Source organism: Tsukamurella sp. USMM236, assembly GCF_037148755.1.
GTDB lineage: Bacteria > Actinomycetota > Actinomycetes > Mycobacteriales > Mycobacteriaceae > Tsukamurella.
The window spans coordinates 1-16359 of sequence record NZ_JBBCSS010000002.1 but is presented as its reverse complement, the minus strand read 5'-3'; the positions used below and the strand labels follow the sequence as shown (position 1 = coordinate 16359).

Annotated in this window: 16 protein-coding genes and 2 rRNA genes; all 18 read right to left on the bottom strand. The window is 72.3% G+C overall.

What is annotated here, in order from left to right; translation table 11 throughout:
- Positions 1 to 4: 4 nt before the first annotated feature.
- The gene (locus tag WFK95_RS05870) at positions 5 to 949 is read right to left on the bottom strand and encodes a pseudouridine synthase (protein WP_224647808.1); all 945 of its coding nucleotides are present in this window, start codon (positions 947 to 949) and stop codon (positions 5 to 7) included.
- Positions 950 to 991: 42 nt separating this feature from the next.
- A complete protein-coding gene (locus tag WFK95_RS05865; protein ID WP_336670153.1) occupies positions 992 to 1600 on the bottom strand; it encodes a hypothetical protein in 609 nt (202 codons plus the stop codon).
- Entirely contained in the window at positions 1593 to 2249 is a 657-nt protein-coding gene (scpB, locus tag WFK95_RS05860) for an SMC-Scp complex subunit ScpB (RefSeq protein ID WP_336670708.1), read from the bottom strand. Before scpB ends, WFK95_RS05865 begins: the two co-directional genes overlap by 8 nt.
- Complete coding sequence (locus WFK95_RS05855) at positions 2243 to 3136, bottom strand: segregation and condensation protein A (protein ID WP_426000408.1); 894 nt, start codon at positions 3134 to 3136, stop codon at positions 2243 to 2245. Before WFK95_RS05855 ends, scpB begins: the two co-directional genes overlap by 7 nt.
- Complete coding sequence (locus tag WFK95_RS05850; RefSeq protein ID WP_374201328.1) at positions 3133 to 4020, bottom strand: ParA family protein; 888 nt, start codon at positions 4018 to 4020, stop codon at positions 3133 to 3135. Before WFK95_RS05850 ends, WFK95_RS05855 begins: the two co-directional genes overlap by 4 nt.
- Before the next feature lie 139 nt (positions 4021 to 4159).
- Entirely contained in the window at positions 4160 to 5104 is a 945-nt protein-coding gene (xerD, locus tag WFK95_RS05845; protein ID WP_224647806.1) for a site-specific tyrosine recombinase XerD, read from the bottom strand.
- A gap of 2 nt (positions 5105 to 5106) precedes the next feature.
- The gene (locus tag WFK95_RS05840; RefSeq protein ID WP_224647805.1) at positions 5107 to 5790 is read right to left on the bottom strand and encodes an NUDIX domain-containing protein; all 684 of its coding nucleotides are present in this window, start codon (positions 5788 to 5790) and stop codon (positions 5107 to 5109) included.
- Positions 5771 to 7504, bottom strand: a complete 1734-nt coding sequence (locus WFK95_RS05835) for a CTP synthase (protein ID WP_224647804.1) — start codon at positions 7502 to 7504, stop codon at positions 5771 to 5773. Before WFK95_RS05835 ends, WFK95_RS05840 begins: the two co-directional genes overlap by 20 nt.
- Before the next feature lie 65 nt (positions 7505 to 7569).
- Entirely contained in the window at positions 7570 to 8490 is a 921-nt protein-coding gene (locus WFK95_RS05830; RefSeq protein ID WP_336670152.1) for a copper transporter, read from the bottom strand.
- Positions 8491 to 9681, bottom strand: a complete 1191-nt coding sequence (gene steA, locus WFK95_RS05825; RefSeq protein WP_224647802.1) for a putative cytokinetic ring protein SteA — start codon at positions 9679 to 9681, stop codon at positions 8491 to 8493.
- Between the two features lie 86 nt (positions 9682 to 9767).
- Positions 9768 to 11549: a DNA repair protein RecN gene (gene recN, locus WFK95_RS05820; protein ID WP_336670151.1), complete on the bottom strand. Its 1782-nt coding sequence runs from the start codon at positions 11547 to 11549 to the stop codon at positions 9768 to 9770.
- Positions 11550 to 11553: 4 nt separating this feature from the next.
- A complete protein-coding gene (locus WFK95_RS05815) occupies positions 11554 to 12552 on the bottom strand; it encodes an NAD kinase (protein WP_443081526.1) in 999 nt (332 codons plus the stop codon).
- Positions 12456 to 13280, bottom strand: a complete 825-nt coding sequence (locus tag WFK95_RS05810) for a TlyA family RNA methyltransferase (protein WP_336670149.1) — start codon at positions 13278 to 13280, stop codon at positions 12456 to 12458. The genes WFK95_RS05815 and WFK95_RS05810 overlap by 97 nt, the downstream gene beginning before the upstream one ends.
- Positions 13280 to 13498, bottom strand: coding sequence for a hypothetical protein (locus WFK95_RS05805; protein WP_224647798.1), 219 nt, complete (start codon positions 13496 to 13498; stop codon positions 13280 to 13282). The genes WFK95_RS05810 and WFK95_RS05805 overlap by 1 nt, the downstream gene beginning before the upstream one ends.
- A 10-nt stretch (positions 13499 to 13508) precedes the next feature.
- Positions 13509 to 14459: an HAD-IIA family hydrolase gene (locus WFK95_RS05800; RefSeq protein ID WP_336670148.1), complete on the bottom strand. Its 951-nt coding sequence runs from the start codon at positions 14457 to 14459 to the stop codon at positions 13509 to 13511.
- Positions 14456 to 15826: a hypothetical protein gene (locus WFK95_RS05795; RefSeq protein WP_336670147.1), complete on the bottom strand. Its 1371-nt coding sequence runs from the start codon at positions 15824 to 15826 to the stop codon at positions 14456 to 14458. The genes WFK95_RS05800 and WFK95_RS05795 overlap by 4 nt, the downstream gene beginning before the upstream one ends.
- Positions 15827 to 15964: 138 nt before the next feature.
- Positions 15965 to 16081, bottom strand: a 5S ribosomal RNA gene (rrf, locus tag WFK95_RS05790).
- A 130-nt stretch (positions 16082 to 16211) separates the two neighbouring features.
- Positions 16212 to 16359 (bottom strand): 23S ribosomal RNA (locus WFK95_RS05785); the annotation flags it as partial.

Here is a 16359-nt window from a genome sequence, read left to right as displayed (position 1 = left end):
AGGGTCACAGTCCCACCGCCTGGTACAGCGCAGACACCTCGTCGCGGCCGAGGACGCGCAGCGAGCCCGGGCGCTGATCGCCCAGGGCCACCGACCCCACGTGCGTGCGCACGAGGCGCTCGACGGGGTGCCCGACCTCCGCCAGCAGCCGCCGGACGATGTGCTTGCGGCCCTCGTGCAGCACGACGCGGACCATCGAGCGGCCCTCCGACGCCTCGAGCACGGAGAACTTGTCCACCTTCGCGGGGCCGTCCTCGAGCTCGACGCCGGAGCGCAACGTATTGCCGAGCCGGCGCTGCACCTCGCCCTGCACCCACGCGAGGTAGGTCTTCGGCACCTCGTAGGAGGGGTGCATGAGGCGGTGCGCGAGGTCGCCGTCGTTGGTGATGAGCAGCAGGCCCTCGGTGTCGGCGTCGAGGCGGCCGACGTGGAAGAGCCGCTGGCCGGCGGCGACGCGCTCGGCCACGATGTCGCCCACGCAGGGGCGGCCCATGTCGTCGCTCATCGTCGACTGCCAGCCGCGGGGCTTGTTCAGCGCGAGGTGCACGAGGTTCTCGTTGACGAGCACGCGCACGCCGTCGACGCGGACGACCGCGACGTTCGGGTCGACGCGGCGGCCCTGCTCCGTCACGATCTCGCCGTCGACCTCGACGCGGCCGTCGGCGATCATGTCCTCGGCCACGCGCCGCGATGCGACGCCGGCCTGGGCCAGCACCTTCTGCAGGCGGATCTTGTCGCTGTCGCCGCCGGGATGCGGGGTCTTCTCGGGCGCGTCCCAATCGTCGACGTCGCGCGCGGGGACGTTCTGCGTGCGTGCGGGTTTGGCGTTCGACAGGCGGGGGACGCCGCCCTGGCGCCCCGCCTGCTTCTGCGGCGGCTTCGCACCCTGTTTCGGCTTGCTGGTTCTGCTTCGGTCCGGTGTGCCATCACGGCGAGCGGGTCTGTTCATGATCACTCCATGATCGCAGGTCGCGGCCGAAATCGGTATTCGTCAGCGCGGCGCGGCGCGGGCGGCGCTCAGCGGACGGTTCCGGCGGCCCATGAACAGCACCGCGGCGCCCACCGAGGTGACCACGATCGTGCTCACCAGCCCGCCCTTCGGCGGGAAGAACAACGGGTCACCGCCCGCATCGCCGCCGGTCAGGTCCTCCAGCCCGCTCATCATCATCGCCGGGAAGATCCACACGAGGATCGACAGGACCGCGGCCAGTCCGAGGAGCCCGCTCGCGAGGGCGCGGCCGCGGGCGGCGAAGGACGGGCGCACCGTGGCGACGATCACCAGGATCAGGGCGACGATCGCGAGGCCGGCGGTGGCGTAGCCCCACGGGAGCACCCCGTCGGCCAGCACGTCCGGACTCCCGAACCCGCCGGTCACCATCGCGTCCGCCTCGGCGCCGGTGAGCACCATCCGTCCCGTACCCGTGAACCCGAACGGCACCCCGACCCGGCCGATGGTCAGCCCGAACCAGGTGGCGGTCGCGGCCCACCCGGTCAGCGCGGCGACGGCCCCGGTGAGGACGAGCGGCCACCAGCGGCGCACCGTCGGGCCCGCGGCGCCGAGCGGGAAGGCCTCGCGGAGGACGGCGGAGAGGTCAGGCATCGGGATCGAATCCGATCACGTCGGCGCTCTTGCGGCCGAGCTTGGCGAAGCGCGGCTCCTCGTCGAGGTGGGAGCTGAGGTCCTCGATGACGTCGATCTCGGGCAGCAGGGGCGCGAGCGGCGGCAGCTCGTCGAGCGAGCTCAGGCCCAGTCGCTCGAGGAAGAGCTCGGTGGTCGCGTAGGTCGTAGCGCCGGAGTCCATGCCCGCCTCGGCGATCAGGCCGCGGGCCGCGAGCGTGCGCATCACCCCGTCGACGTTGACGCCGCGCACCGCGCCGACCTGGGACCGGCTCACGGGCTGCTTGTAGGCGATCACCGCGAGGGTCTCGAGCGCGGCGCGGGTCAGCTTGGACCGCACCCCGTCGAGGAGCAGCCGCTCGACGTAGGGCGCGTACTCGGCGCGACTGTAGAGCCGCCAGCCCTCCGCGGATTCGCGCAGCTCCATGCCGGACCGTCGCTCCGCCAACTCACCCGCCCAGGCGCGCAGGTCGGCGGTGATCCGCTCCTCCGGCTCCTCCAGGGCGGTGCCCAGCTGCTCAGCGGTCGCGGGCGCGTCCACCACCAGCAGCAGCGCCTCCAGCGCCGACCGCAGCTCGTCCGGCTCCATGCCCTCGACGAGGGCGAAGTCCTCGGCCTGCTCGCTCACGATTCCTCCTCGGGTGTCTCGTCGTACTCGTCGCGGGTGCCGCCCACGACCAGGTTCTCGTTCTCCCCCGACCAGCGCACCTTGAGGTCGCCGAGCGCCTCGGGCTGGTCGAACAGCACGGCCCGCTCGCGGTACAGCTCGAGCAGCGCGAGGAAGCGGGCGATCACGGCGATGCCGGAGTCGCAGTCGGCGACGAGCTCCGAGAACCCGGACCAGTGGTCGGGCCGCTCCCGCAGCCGCGCCGCAATGAGCCGTGCCTGTTCCGGCACCGAGACCTTGGGCACGTGCAGGTGCCCGAGGCCGACCGTCGGCTTGGGCTTCGGCGTGAACGCGGACGCGGCGACGAGCGCGAACTGCTCGGGCGTGACGCCCAGTTGGACCGGGGGCACGAGCTCCTCGAACCGGGGCTCCAGGCCCACGGCCCGGGGGTACCGACGGTTCGCCTTCGCCTCCAGCTGGGCCATCAGCTCGGCCACCTGCTTGTACGCGCGGTACTGGAGCAGGCGGGCGAACAGCAGGTCGCGGGCCTCGAGCAGTGCGAGGTCCTCGGCGTCCTCTACCTCGCCCGCGGGCAGGAGCCGCGCGGCCTTGAGGTCGAGCAGCGTCGCGGCGACGACGAGGAACTCGGTGGTCTGGTCGAGGTCGGCCTCGGCGCCGAGCTGCTTGGTGTAGGCGATGAACTCGTCGGTCACCACGTGCAGCGCCACCTCGGTGACGTCGAGACGCCTGCCGCCGATCAGCTGCAGGAGCAGGTCGAAGGGGCCCTCGAAGTTGGCGAGCTTGACGGTGAAGCCGGGCTGCGCGGCGTCCGCGTCCGACGGTGCCTCAGGGGCGGGGTCGAGCGGGACCTCGGCTTCGATCGGCTCGGGGGCCGCTGCGGTGTCGGTCACTTCTCCTGCGCGATGACCTCGCGCGCGAGGGCGCGATAGGCGGTGGCGCCGGACGACTTCGGGGCCCACGAGGTGATCGGCTCGCCCGCGACGGAGGTCTCCGGGAAGCGCACGGTGCGGGAGATCACCGAGTGGTACACGGCGTCGCCGAAGACCTCGACCACGCGGGCCATCACGTCGCGCGAGTGCAGCGTCCGGGAGTCGAACATCGTGACCACGATGCCGGCCATGCCCAGCCGGGGGTTCAGGCGATCCTTGACCTTGTCGACGGTGTCCGTCAGCAGGGCCAGGCCGCGCAGCGCGAAGTACTCGCACTCCATGGGGATCAGCACCTGATCCGCGCACGCCAGCGCGTTCACCGTCAGCAGGCCCAGGGAGGGCTGGCAGTCGATGAGGATGTAGTCGTAACGATCCAGCACCGGGTACAGCGCGCGGCCGAGCGTCTGTTCGCGGCCCACCTCGTTGACCAGCTGGATCTCCGCGGCGGAGAGGTCGATGTTCGACGGCAGCAGGTCCAGGCCGTCCACCCGGGTGCGCAGCAGCACGTCGTCCGCGGAGATGCGGGACTCCATGAGCAGGTTGTGCACCGTGAGCTCGAGCTCGTGGTGCGCGACGCCGAGGCCGGCGGACAGCGCGCCCTGCGGGTCCAGGTCGACGAGCAGCACCCGTCGCCCGTAGGAGGCGAGCGAGGCGCCCAGGTTGATGGTGGTCGTCGTCTTGCCGACGCCGCCCTTCTGGTTGCACACCGCGATCACGCGGGCCGGGCCGTGCGTGGTCTTGGGCGTCGGCTCGGGGAACTCGACGCGGGGCCGGCCGGTGGCGTCCAGCGAGTCGTCGTGCGGGTCCCGCGCTGCGGGGTGGTGCGCGAGCTCACCCAGGTCCAGGCCCGGGTTCTCCGCGTCCGGCGCTGCCGCCAATGTCCACCTCCAGATAAGTCCCCACCCACCCTAATGCGCGCGACGCGCGTGCCGCCGCAGCGGCACGCACGACCCGCCGATTCTACGGACCGGGCCGGCGCCGCACTCAGCCGAGCGCGCGCGGATGGGCCTGCGCGTACACCTCGCGCAGCGCGCTCACCGTCACGAGCGTGTACACCTGCGTCGTGGTGACGGAGGCGTGGCCGAGCAGTTCCTGCACCACGCGCACGTCGGCGCCGCCCTCGAGCAGGTGGGTGGCGAAGGAGTGCCGCAGGGTGTGCGGCGAGACGTGCGTGGTCGCGGTGTCGATCCCGGCGCGCTCCGCCGCCGCCGCGAGCACCTGCCACGCGGACTGCCGGGAGAGCCGGCCGCCGCGGACGTTGAGGAACAGCGCCGGATTCGAGCGCTTCACCAGCGCGGGGCGCCCGCGCACCAGGTACGCGTCCAGGGCCGCGAGCGCGGGCCGGCCGATCGGCACCACCCGCTGCTTGCCGCCCTTGCCGAGCAACACCACCGAGCGCGACTCCGCGTCGATGTCGTCGACGTCGAGCGCCGTGACCTCGGAGATGCGGGCGCCGCACGAGTACAGGAGCTCGAGCATCGCGCGGTCGCGCAGGCGCGAGGGGGTGTCGGCGTCCGAGTCTCCCCCGGCCGCCTCGAGCAGCGCGATGACCTGCTCGACGGGCAGCGCCTTGGGCAGGCGCTTCGCGGGCGCGGGCGGGCGCACCTCGCGGGCCACGTCGACGTCGGTCACGCCCTCCGCGGCGGCGAACCGGTGCAGCCCGCGCACGGCGATCAACGACCGCGCCGCGGAACTCGCCGCGAGCGGCGGATGATCGTCACCGCCCTCGCGCAGGGCGACGAGGAAGCCGCTGACCTGGTTCTGCGTGACGTCGGCGAGATCGCCCACGCCGAGCGCAGCCAGGTACTCGCGGTACCGGCCGAGATCGCGCCGGTAACTGCTCAGCGTGTTCGCCGCGGCGCCCCGCTCGACGGTGAGGTGGTCGACGTACGCGCGCAGCTGATCGTCGAGTGCCACCCCGACCGACACAGTTACCGCCCGTCCTCCACGGGCCGGCCCTTGCGGGCGGCGAGGGCCGTCGGGCGGCCCGGCCACGGCGCGTCGGAACAGCGCAGCGGGGTGTCGTCGTCGGTGACCATCGTGGCGGCGAGGATGGCGCTGACCGAGGTCGAGTTCACGATCTCGCCGGAGAGCACCATGCGGACGGCGTCCGGCATGGCGATCCACTCGACGGTCATGTCGAGCTCCTCGTCCTCCTGCTCGGCCATCTCGCAGTAGCGCAGGTCGGTGGCGAGGAAGACGCGCACCATCTCGTCGGTGAAGCCGGGCGACGGGGCGAGGTCCACCAGCACGTGCCAGTCGCGCGCGCCGAGCCCCGTCTCCTCCGCGAGCTCGCGCTGCGCGGCGCACACGGGCTCCTCCTCGCCGGTGTGGTCGAGCAGCCCCGCGGGGATCTCCAGCATCCGCCGGCCCATGGGGTGGCGGTACTGGTTCACCATGGCGATGGCACCGTCGGCGTTCATCGCGACCACGGCCACGGCACCGTCGTGCTCGACGACGTCCCGGACGGCGGTCCCGCCGCCCGGCATCGTCACCTCGTCGCGCCGGACCGCGAAGATCGGGCCCTCGTACACCGTCTCACTGCTGAGTGCCTGGAAGTCGTGCGTCTGCACGGAACCGAGCGATTCGAGCTGCTCAGTCATCTGCGTGGTCATCCTCCGACGGTACCTCTTCCACGGCGGTGCGGACGCCGACCGGGAGTTCGAGCTCGGCCCGGTACTTCAGGGCCGCGCCGACGAACGCGGCGAACAGCGGGTGCGGGCGCGTGGGACGCGACTTGAGCTCGGGATGCGCCTGCGTGCCGACGAGGAACGGGTGCGCCTCCTTCGGGTACTCGACGAACTCGACGAGGTGGCCGTCGGGCGAGACGCCCGAGAACTTCAGGCCCGACTCGGCGATCTTGTCGCGGTAGGCGTTGTTGACCTCGAAGCGGTGCCGGTGGCGCTCGGAGACCTCGGTCGCGCCGTAGGCGTTCGCCACGATCGAGCCGCGCTCCAGCGCGGCCGGGTAGGCGCCGAGGCGCATGGTGCCGCCCAGGTCGGCCTCGCCGGCGACTGCCTGCTCCTGATCCGCCATGGTCGAGATCACGGGGTACTGCGTGTCGTCGTCGAACTCGGTGGAGCTGGCGCCCTCGAGCCCGACGGACCGGGCGGCCTCGATGACGATGCACTGCAGGCCCAGGCACAGGCCGAGCAGCGGCACGCCGCGCTTGCGGGCGTACCGGATGGCGCCGAGCTTGCCCTCGATGCCGCGGATGCCGAAGCCGCCGGGGATCAGGATGCCGTCCATGTCGCGCAGGGCGGCGGACGCGCCGGCCTCGGTCTCGCAGTCGTCCGACGGGACCCAGGAGATCTGCACCTTGGCCCAGTTGGCGAAGCCGCCGGCGCGCAGCGCCTCGGTGACCGACAGGTACGCGTCGGGCAGGTCGATGTACTTGCCGACCAGCGCGATGTTCACGGTCTCGCGGGGCTCGTGGACCCGCTTGAGCAGGTCGCCCCACACGGACCAGTCGACGTCGCGGAAGGGCAGGCCCAGCTTGCGCACGACGTAGGCGTCGAGCTGGTTGCGGTGCAGCACCTTCGGCACGTCGTAGATCGAGCCCGCGTCGGGGCAGGAGATCACGCCGTCGATGTCGACGTCGCACATGAGCGCGATCTTGTTGCGCTGCCCCTCGGGCACGTCGCGGTCGCAGCGCAGGATCAGCGCGTCGGGCGTGATGCCGATGCTGCGCAGCGCGGCGACGGAGTGCTGCGTGGGCTTGGTCTTGAGCTCGCCGGACGCGGCGAGGTACGGGACCAGCGAGACGTGCAGGAAGAAGACGTTGTCGCGGCCCACGTCGTGGCGCACCTGGCGGGCGGCCTCGAGGAAGGGCTGCGACTCGATATCGCCGACGGTGCCGCCGATCTCGGTGATCACGACGTCCGGGACGATGCCCTCGGAATCGGGCGCCTGCATCGCGAGGATGCGCGCCTTGATCTCGTCGGTGATGTGCGGGATGACCTGGACGGTGTCGCCCAGGTACTCGCCGCGGCGCTCCTTGGCGATGACGGTCGAGTACACCTGGCCGGTGGTGACGTTGGCGATCCCCGAGAGATCCCGATCGAGGAACCGCTCGTAGTGGCCGACGTCGAGGTCCGTCTCGGCACCGTCCTCGGTGACGAACACCTCACCGTGCTGGAACGGGTTCATAGTGCCCGGATCCACGTTGAGGTACGGATCGAGCTTCTGCATCGTCACGCGGAGACCGCGGGCCGTGAGGAGCTGTCCCAGACTGGAGGCCGTCAGGCCCTTACCCAGGGAGGATGCAACGCCTCCGGAGACGAAGATGTGCTTCGTGGCGACACGCGCGCCAACGCGAGGAGAGGGCAACGAGACTCCCGTATTCGAGCGGACAAACCTGCTTCTACTACGGGACTTCAGCCTATCACCAGTCGTCAGCGGATACCGGATCCGTACGCGCGGACGTCGCCGCGCGTCGCCTGCGCGAGCGCCAGCGCGGCCGAGACCTGCCCCACGACGGTGTCGACATCGTCGACGGTGGCGAGGCCCGGGGCGAGCCCCTTGTCCTGCCGGACGACCACGATCGGGCCCGCACCCTGCGACGATCCCGTGCGGCCGGCGAGAACGGAACCGTCGCCGTGCCGCGACAGCGCGGCCGCGAGGCGGCCGATCCCCTGCCCCTCGCCCGCGCGCTCGCCCGGAACTGTTCCGCCCGTCACGATGACCGCGGCGCGCGCGCCGGGCACCGTCGGGCCGGAGAAATCGACGAAGCCGGCCTGCTTCAGGGCGGCCAGGGCATCGGTCCGGCCGTTCGACGGTGGCTTCACCGCGCCCTCGGAGAGGAGGACGGCGCCGAGCAGGTCGCCGGCGCGGGCGCGGGGGTCGACGAGCGAGGCGTCGAGGGTGACGCCGTTCGGGACGGCGTTGTCGACGACGCCGCGCAGGCGCTCGGCCTTGTCCTCGGCGTAGAGGTCGTCGGTCAGCGTCAGCGTGCCGGCGACGGTGCCGCCGCCCTGCGTGACCCGGCGGCCTATCTGCCCGACGTCGCCGCGGTCGGCCGACGGCGCGACGACCATCAGGACGGGGATGCCGGCCAGGCTCCGGCCCAGCGTCGACGGTGCCGCCGCGTCGGCGAAGGCGTCCGCAGCGCGGGAGCGGTCGGTCAGTGCGGCATTGGCACCCTCGAGCCGCTCGACCTGCGCGCGCAGGTCCTTGAGGTCACCGTCGGTGGTGAACCGGGCGAGGACTCCCCCGCCCAGCGCGACGCCGACGGCGAAGGCCAGCAGCACGGCCGCCCAGACCAGCGCGGGCCGCCGGGCGCCGGACGAGCGGAGGCGGCGCGACGGGCCGGGCACCTAGAGTGCCCGGAACTGGCCCTGGACCCAGAGCGCGAAGCGGTTCCACTGGTCGATGACCCACTGCAGCAGGTCGTGGCCCTGGTTGGAGACCAGCACCGCCGCGACGACGGCGACCAGCGCGGCGAGGATGAACAGCGCGATCGCGCCGCCGTGGCCGCGACTGCGGTAGAGGGTGGCGACGGCCTTGCCGTCGACCAGCTTCGTGCCCACCTTGAGGCGGGTGAGGAAGGTCGACGGGTTCGACTCGCGCCGGCCCGCGTCGAAGAACTCCTCCAGCGAGGCGGAGTGGCCGACGGAGACGATCAGCGAGGCGCCGTGGTGGTCGGCGATGATCAGCGCGAGGTCGGCGGCCGAGCCGGTGGCCGGGAAGGTCATCGCGCCGATGCCGAGGTCCTGGATGCGCTCCAGGCCCGGGGCGTGGCCGTCGGGGGCGGCGGGCAGCACGACCTGTGCGCCGGAGCGCAGCGTGTTGGTGGTGATCATCTCGGGGTCGCCGACGATGAGATCGGGGCGGTAGCCGGCCTTGACCAGCGCGTCGGCGCCGCGGTTCACGCCGATGAGGACCGGCGCGTACTCCTTGATGAAGGGCTTGAGGCGCTTGAGGTCCTCGACGTGGTCGGCGCCGTCGGAGACGACGAGCACGTGCCGGTCGTTGAGGTTGACCTCGACGTCCGGGATGCCGACACCGTCGATGAGCAGCGGCGACTCGACGCGGATGAACTCGACGGTGTTGCCGGCGAAGGCCTCCAGGTGGTCGACGACGCCGGAGCGCGCGGCCAGCATGCGGGAGGTCACGTCGGTGTCGGTGAGCTGCTCGCCCTGGGCCAGCTCGCGCTCGCCGGTGTAGACGACGCCCTCGTGGACGCGGATCTTCGCACCGTCCTTGACGCGGGAGAAGACCTCCTTGCCCGCGTCGTCGACGAGCTCGATCCCGGCGGCCGCCAGCACCTCGGGGCCGAGGTTCGGGTAGCGGCCGGAGATGAACGGCGACGCGTTGACCACCGCCGCGACCCCCGCCTCGACCATGAGGTCGGCGGTGGTGCGGTCGAGGTCCAGCTCGTCGCACACCACGATGTCGCCGCGGCCGATCCGGCCGAGCAGACGCGTGGTGTCCTTGTCGACCCGGGCGGTGCCGGTGACGCCGGGCAGGTTCGACGTGTTGCGGGACAGCAGGCCAGTGAGCTTCATGCCGCACATACTGCCCCGTGAGTCACACAAGTCACGGGAGGCGCGCCGACAACACTGGAAACTTTGATCTACTTCGGCCGCAGCGGTTACTTGCTCGCGTGCACTCCCGACTGCGCGACCTTGTCGGAGTCGGCCGCTTCGAGCAGCTCCTCGGCGTGCGCGCGGCCGGTGTCGGAATCGCCCAGGCCGGCGAGCATGCGCGCCAGCTCGGCGATCCGCTCCTCGCGCGTCAGTGCGGTCAACGTCGACGTGACCGAACCCTTGCCGGTCTGCTTCCCCACCGTCAGATGCGTGTCCGCGAACGCGGCGACCTGCGGCAGGTGCGTCACGACGATCACCTGGTGCCGCTGCGCGAGCGCCGCGAGCCGCCGGCCGATCTCGACGGCCGCCTTGCCGCCGACGCCGGCGTCCACCTCGTCGAAGACCATGGTCAGGCCCTGCTCGGTGGCCGCGAGGACCACCTCGAGCGCGAGCATCACGCGGGAGAGCTCGCCGCCCGAGGCGGACTTGCCGATGGGCAGCGGGTTCGCGCCGTCGTGCGCGACGAGCCGGAACTCGACCACGTCGGTGCCGTGCGCGCCCGCGCGGCGCGGCGCACCGTCGACCGCGACGCCGTCGGTGTCGGGCGCGACGGCGTCCGGCGCCACGTCGACCGTGATCGACGCGCCGCCCATCGCGAGCTTGCGCAACTCGCCGGTGACCTTCTTGCCCAGGGAGCCCGCCGCCTTCACGCGCGCGGCCGTGAGCGCGGACGCCGCGGCGCCGAGCGCGGTTTCCAGCTCCGTGACGCGGGCCTGCAGCGCGGCGAGTCCCTCGGCGGAGGTGTCGATGCCCTCGAGCCGGGCGCGCGCCTCGTCGGCCCACGCGATGACGCCGTCGATGTCGGGCGCGTACTTGCGGGTGAGGGTCTTGAGCTCGGACTGGCGCAGGAGCAGCGACTCCAGCTCCGACGGATCGCTCGGCAGGTCGGTGAGATACGCGCCCAGCTCGGTCGCCACGTCGCCCGCGACGGTGGCCGCCTCCTCGATCCGCTCGGCGAGCGCGCGCAGCGCGGCGTCGTCGGAGCCGGACAGCGACGCCCGGACGGTGCCGAGCAGGTCCAGCACGGAGCCGGCGCCCTCCCCGTCGCTGCCGTAGCCGGCGCCGGTGAGCGCGGCGTAGGAGGTGTCCGCGGCCTCGCGCAGGCTGTCCAGGTCGGAGAGTCGTTTGATCTTCTCGACGGTGTCGACGTCCTCGCCGGACACCGGATCGACGCCGTCGATCTCGGCGAGCGACGCGGTCAGATGGTCCTGTTCGAGGGCGAGCTCGCGGGAGCGGGTGGTGCGGTCGGCGAGCTCGGCCCGCGCGGCGAGCCACTCCTCGCGGACGCCCTGGTAGGCGCGCAGCGCCTTGGTCGCCGGGGAGCCGGCGAAGGCGTCGAGCAGGTCGCGCTGCCGCTCGGGCCGCAGCAGCCGCAGCTGGTCGTTCTGCCCGTGCACGGTGAGTAGCGGCCCGGCGAACTCGGAGAGGGTCCCGACGGGCACGCTGCGCCCGCCGAGGTAGGCGCGCGAGCGGCCGTCGCCGGCCACGCTGCGCACCGCGATCACGGCGTCCTCGTCGAGCTCGCCGCCGGCGTCGTCGACCGTCGCGCGGACCAGGTCCGCCGAGCTGGCGCCCGCCAGCGAGAACCGGCCCTCCACGACGGCCTTGTCGGCTCCGGCGCGGATGCGGCCGGGATCGGCGCGTGCGCCCGCGAGCAGGTGCAGGCTGGTGACGACCATCGTCTTGCCCGCGCCGGTCTCGCCGGTGAGCACCGTGAGGCCGGGCGCGAACTCCGCGGCGGCCTGCTCGATGACGCCGAGCGACGAGATGCGGATCTCTTCGAGCACTTCGTTATCCCCCGATTCCCGTGCTGATGTCGGCGACGCCGTCGCCGTCGCGGCGGCCGCGCCAGCCGCTGATGGGCAGTTGGAACTTCGTGACCAGGCGATCCGTGAAGGGGCCGGCGCCCAACTTGATGAACCGCACCGGCTCCTCACCGCGCCGGATCTCGATGCGGCCGCGCTCGGGCACCTCCAGCGTGCGACGCCCGTCGCAGAAGGCGATCGCCTCGTGCCGGCTGCCCTCGACCTCGATCGCGATCACCGACCGCGGGCTGGTGACCATGGGTCGCGCGAACAGCGCGTGGGCGTTGCTGGGCACGATGAGGAGGGCCTCGAGGTCGGGCCACATGACGGGCCCGCCCGCGGAGAAGGCGTAGGCGGTGGAGCCGGTGGGGGTCGCGACGAGCAGCCCGTCGCAGGCGAACCGTGAGACGGGGCGGCCGTCGACCTCGGTGACCAGCTCGAGAAGGCCCTGGCGGGAACGGTTCTCGACGGAGACCTCGTTGAGCGCCCAGCCCTGGGAGACCAGGCTGTCGCCGTCGTGGATCTCGATGTCCAGCGTCATCCGCGGGTGCACGGTGTACCGGCGGTGCACGAGATCGTCGATGGTGTCGGGCACCGTGTCGACCTCGGACTCGGCGAGGAAGCCGACGTGCCCGAGGTTGATGCCGATGATGGGGACGTCGGCGCGGCGTGCGAGCTCGGCGCCGCGGAGGAAGCCTCCGTCGCCGCCGAGCACGACGACGACCTCGCAGCCGACCGCGGCGTCGTCGGGTGCCTCGCGGACGTCGCTCTGGAGCTTCATCCGGACGCCCGCCACGTCGAGCCGGCGACGGATGTCCTCGACGGTGCGGTCCACGTCGCTGCGGAGCGTGTGGACCACCACCAGGAACGTGCGGTCGTGCGGTGCGGTCACTGCGGTCCCTCCGTCACTGCCGTGTCGATCATGTCGTCCACCTCGTCGGGGAGCGCGACGGGGCCGTCCCCGTCGGATTCCCTGCGCAGCCATAGGAAGTACTCGACGTTGCCCGACGGGCCGGGCAGCGGGCTGAAGGTGACGCCGCGGGTCGTCAGGCCCACGGCGGCGGCCGCCTCGGCGACGCCGCGGACGGCGCTCGCGCGCAGCGAGGGCTCGCGGACCACGCCACCGGAACCGAGGCGGTCCTTCCCGACCTCGAACTGGGGCTTGACCATGGGCAGCAGGTCCGCGCCGGGCGCCGCGCACCGCGCGAGCGCGGACAGAACGAGGCCCAGCGAGATGAAGGACAGGTCGCCGACGACGAGGTCGACGGGGCCGTCGACGGCGTCCGGCTCGAGGAAGCGCACGTTGGTGCGGTCGAGGACCGTCACGCGGTCGTCGTCGCGGAGCCGCCAGATGAGTTCGCCGTAGCCGACGTCGACGGCGTACACGCGCTCGGCGCCGCGGTGCAGCAGCACGTCGGTGAAGCCGCCCGTCGACGCGCCGGCGTCGAGGCACCGTCGGCCCTCGACCGCGACGTCGGGGAAGGCGTCGAGCGCCCCGATCAGCTTGTGCGCGCCGCGGGAGGCCCATTCGATCTCGCCCGCGACGGCCGTGACGTGCACCGGGTCCGCCGGGTCGATCTGGTTGGCGGCCTTGCGCGCGACCTGCTTGTTGACGGTGACCCGCCCGGCCTCGATGAGCTCCCGGGCGTGTTCACGGGACCGGGCCATGCCGCGGCGGACCAGCTCGGCGTCGAGCCGTACCCTCCGAGCCATCAGGCGCGATCCACCGTGTCGAGGGCGCCGACCAGCAGCTGGTGGGCCTGCTCGAACAGGGCCGCCTGCCGTCCGAGCGTCGCCAGCTCGCCGACACCCGCCACGGAACCGGGGTCGACGACGGGCGCCGCGTCGAGCTCGTCGACGCGGTGCATCAGGTCCTCGACGGCCGTGCGCACGTCGGCGGGATCGCCGGATCGAAACACTGCTGGCTCCACGGTGTCCACGCTATCGGATGGTCAGCCGCAGGCCCGACCGGCGCTCCTCGGAGAGTTCGCGGGCGGCGGCGATGGCCGCGTACTTCGCGTCGGCGGGGTCCGCGCCGGGGGCGCCGGTCACGGTCAGGTCATCGCCGTCGACGGTGACGGTCCACCCGTCCCGAGGCCCCGGCACCATCGCCGCGCGGTGCAGGCGCAGGCCCGCGAGCGTTTCGCCGACGTACGTCGGCTGGTGCAGGTCCGGTGCGGCGACGACGTCCTGCACGTCGTTGACGCCGGTGAGCACGAGATAGGTGTCGGCGCCGAAGGCGTTGCCGCCCTCGATGTCGGTGTCGAGGCGGTCCCCCACGACGAGGGCGGTGGTGGCCCCGGCCGCGCGCATCGCGTCGACGAAAATCGGGGTGTAAGGCTTACCGGCGACCTGGGGCTCGCGCTCGGTGGCGTTGCGCACGGCGGCGACCATCGAGCCGTTGCCGACGAGCAACCCGCGCTCGGTGGGGAGCGTCGCGTCGGTGTTGGTGGCGACCCACACGGCGCCGGCGCGGATCGCGAGGGCGGCCTCGGACAGTCGCGCCCAGCCGGTCTCGGGACTGTGCCCCTGGATGACGGCCCGGGCGTCCTCGGCCTTCTCCACCAGGGTCAGGCCGCGGGCCTCGACCTCCGCGCGCAGCGCAGGGGCGCCGACCACGAGGACCGGGGTACCGGCGGGCACGAGGGACGCGAGCAGTCCGGCGCCGGCCTGGGCGCTGGTGACGACGGTGTCGTCGGGCGCCGCGAAGCCGAGGTCGCGCAGGTGTTGCGCCACGTCGCCGGGTAGGCGGCTGGCGTTGTTCGTGACGTAGGTGACGGGGAGCCCGTCGAGGGCCTCGGCGGCGCCGGGGATCGCGACGGCGCCCGCGTAGGCGGTCCCGTCGAGATCGACCAGCAGCCGGTCGTACGCCGCCGCGAGCGGGGCCGTCATTCGGCGGAGTCGTCCGCGGACAGCTCGGCGACACGCTCCTCGGCGTCCGTGGCCTCGTCCTCGTCCGCGGCGGCCGCGTTGAGGAACCAGGTCAGCGCGTCGTCGCGACGCTCGGCCCCGAGCAGCGCCTCGGCGTAGACGTAGAACAGGCGGGCGGCGTGGAAGCCGCGGCGCGCGGGGTCGAGGTCCTCGGCCTGCAGGGTCACGACGGCCTTGTCGTACTCCCCCAGGTCCATGCGGGCGCCGGCCTCGACCATGCGCAGCTCGGTGCGATCGTCGCCGGTGAGCTGAGCGGCCTCGTCGCCGCGGGCGGTCTCGATGGCCTTCTCGGGCCGGCCGAGGCCGCGCTCGCTGTCGGCGATCATGGGGAGCAGGTTGACGGTGCCGCCCATCCGCTTCGCGGCGCGCAGCTCGCTGAGCGCCTCGGACCACTCGCCGTTCATGTACGCGGCGATACCGCACGCCTCGCGCACCGCGGCGATGCGCCCGGCGCGTTCGCGCGCGGCCCGCGCATGGGCCAGCGCCGCGGCGGGGTCGGAGTCGAGCAGGCGCCCCGCCAGCACGAGGTGCGAGGAGACGAGCTCGGCGTTGTTCTTGTCGAGGCTCAGCAGATCGCGCCGGATCGCCGGATCGAGCTCCTTGGGATCGACGTCCTTCGGGATCGACGGTTCGCCGGCACGGGTCCGCGGGCGGTCCGAGCGCTCGTCGCGCTGGAAGCCGCCGGAGCGTCCGCCCTGGCCACCGGGACGCGAACCCGAGCCGTTGCGGGAGCCGTAGGAGCCACCACCGGAACGGCGGTCGCCGCCGGGACCTGCGCCCCGACGGTCCGCGGAACCGCCACCGGAGCGACGGTCACCCGAGGGCCTGCCGCCGAAGTCGCGGCGCTCGCCCGGGCCGGAGGACCGACGATCGCCGGAACCGGAGGGGCGACGATCGCCCGACGGGCGGCCACCGAACTCGCGCCGATCGCCGCCGCGGGAATCCCCACCGCGGTTGTCGCGACGATCGCCGCCACGGAAGTCTCCGCCACGGCTGTCCCGACGGTCTCCACCGCGGAAGTCACCACCACGGCTGTCCCGACGGTCACCGCCACGGGAGTCCCCGCCGCGGTTGCCGCCGAAGTCGCGGCGCTCGCCACGGCCTCCCTCGGAGCGTCGGTCGCCGCCGGTGCGTCCCTGGTAGCCGCCGCGCTGGCCGCCGCCGGAGCGATCGCCACCACCGCGCCGGTCGTCGGAACGTCCGGCACCGCGATCCGCACCCCGGCTTGCGCCACGTGACGAATCTCCACCGCTGCTGCGCTCGGTCCGGTCGGCGGGATTGGTGAACCCCGCACGCTGCCGGCGGTCGCCGTTCGACTCAGCCGCCACGTTGCACCCGCTTTCCGTCGCCTCCGAGGCGACCCACGCTATTACTGTACTTGGACATGACGAAGGCCCCTGGGGAGGTGGAACACTGCGAAGTGTTCGACACGATCCCCAAGGGCCTTCATCCTGTATCTAATTTTAGTCCGGCGGTGTCCTACTCTCCCACACCCTCGCGAGTGCAGTACCATCGGCGCTGGAGGGCTTAGCTTCCGGGTTCGGAATGGAGCCGGGCGTTTCCCCTCCGCTATGGCCGCCGTAACACTGCGAAACAACACATGCGTGCTGTCTCAGACATTGCATAGTGGACGCGAACCAGCCTCAGCTGGTTTCTGTTATTGTTACACGCTTTCACCTGTGAGCTTGTGCTCGTTTTGGCGAATGTTATGTGTGTGGTAAGTCCTCGACCGATTAGTACCAGTCACCTACACGCATTACTGCGCTTCCAGTTCTGGCCTATCAACCCCATAGTCTGTAGGGGGTCTTACCCACTCAAGGTGGTGAGAAACCTAATCTTGGAACAGGCTTCCCGCTTAGAT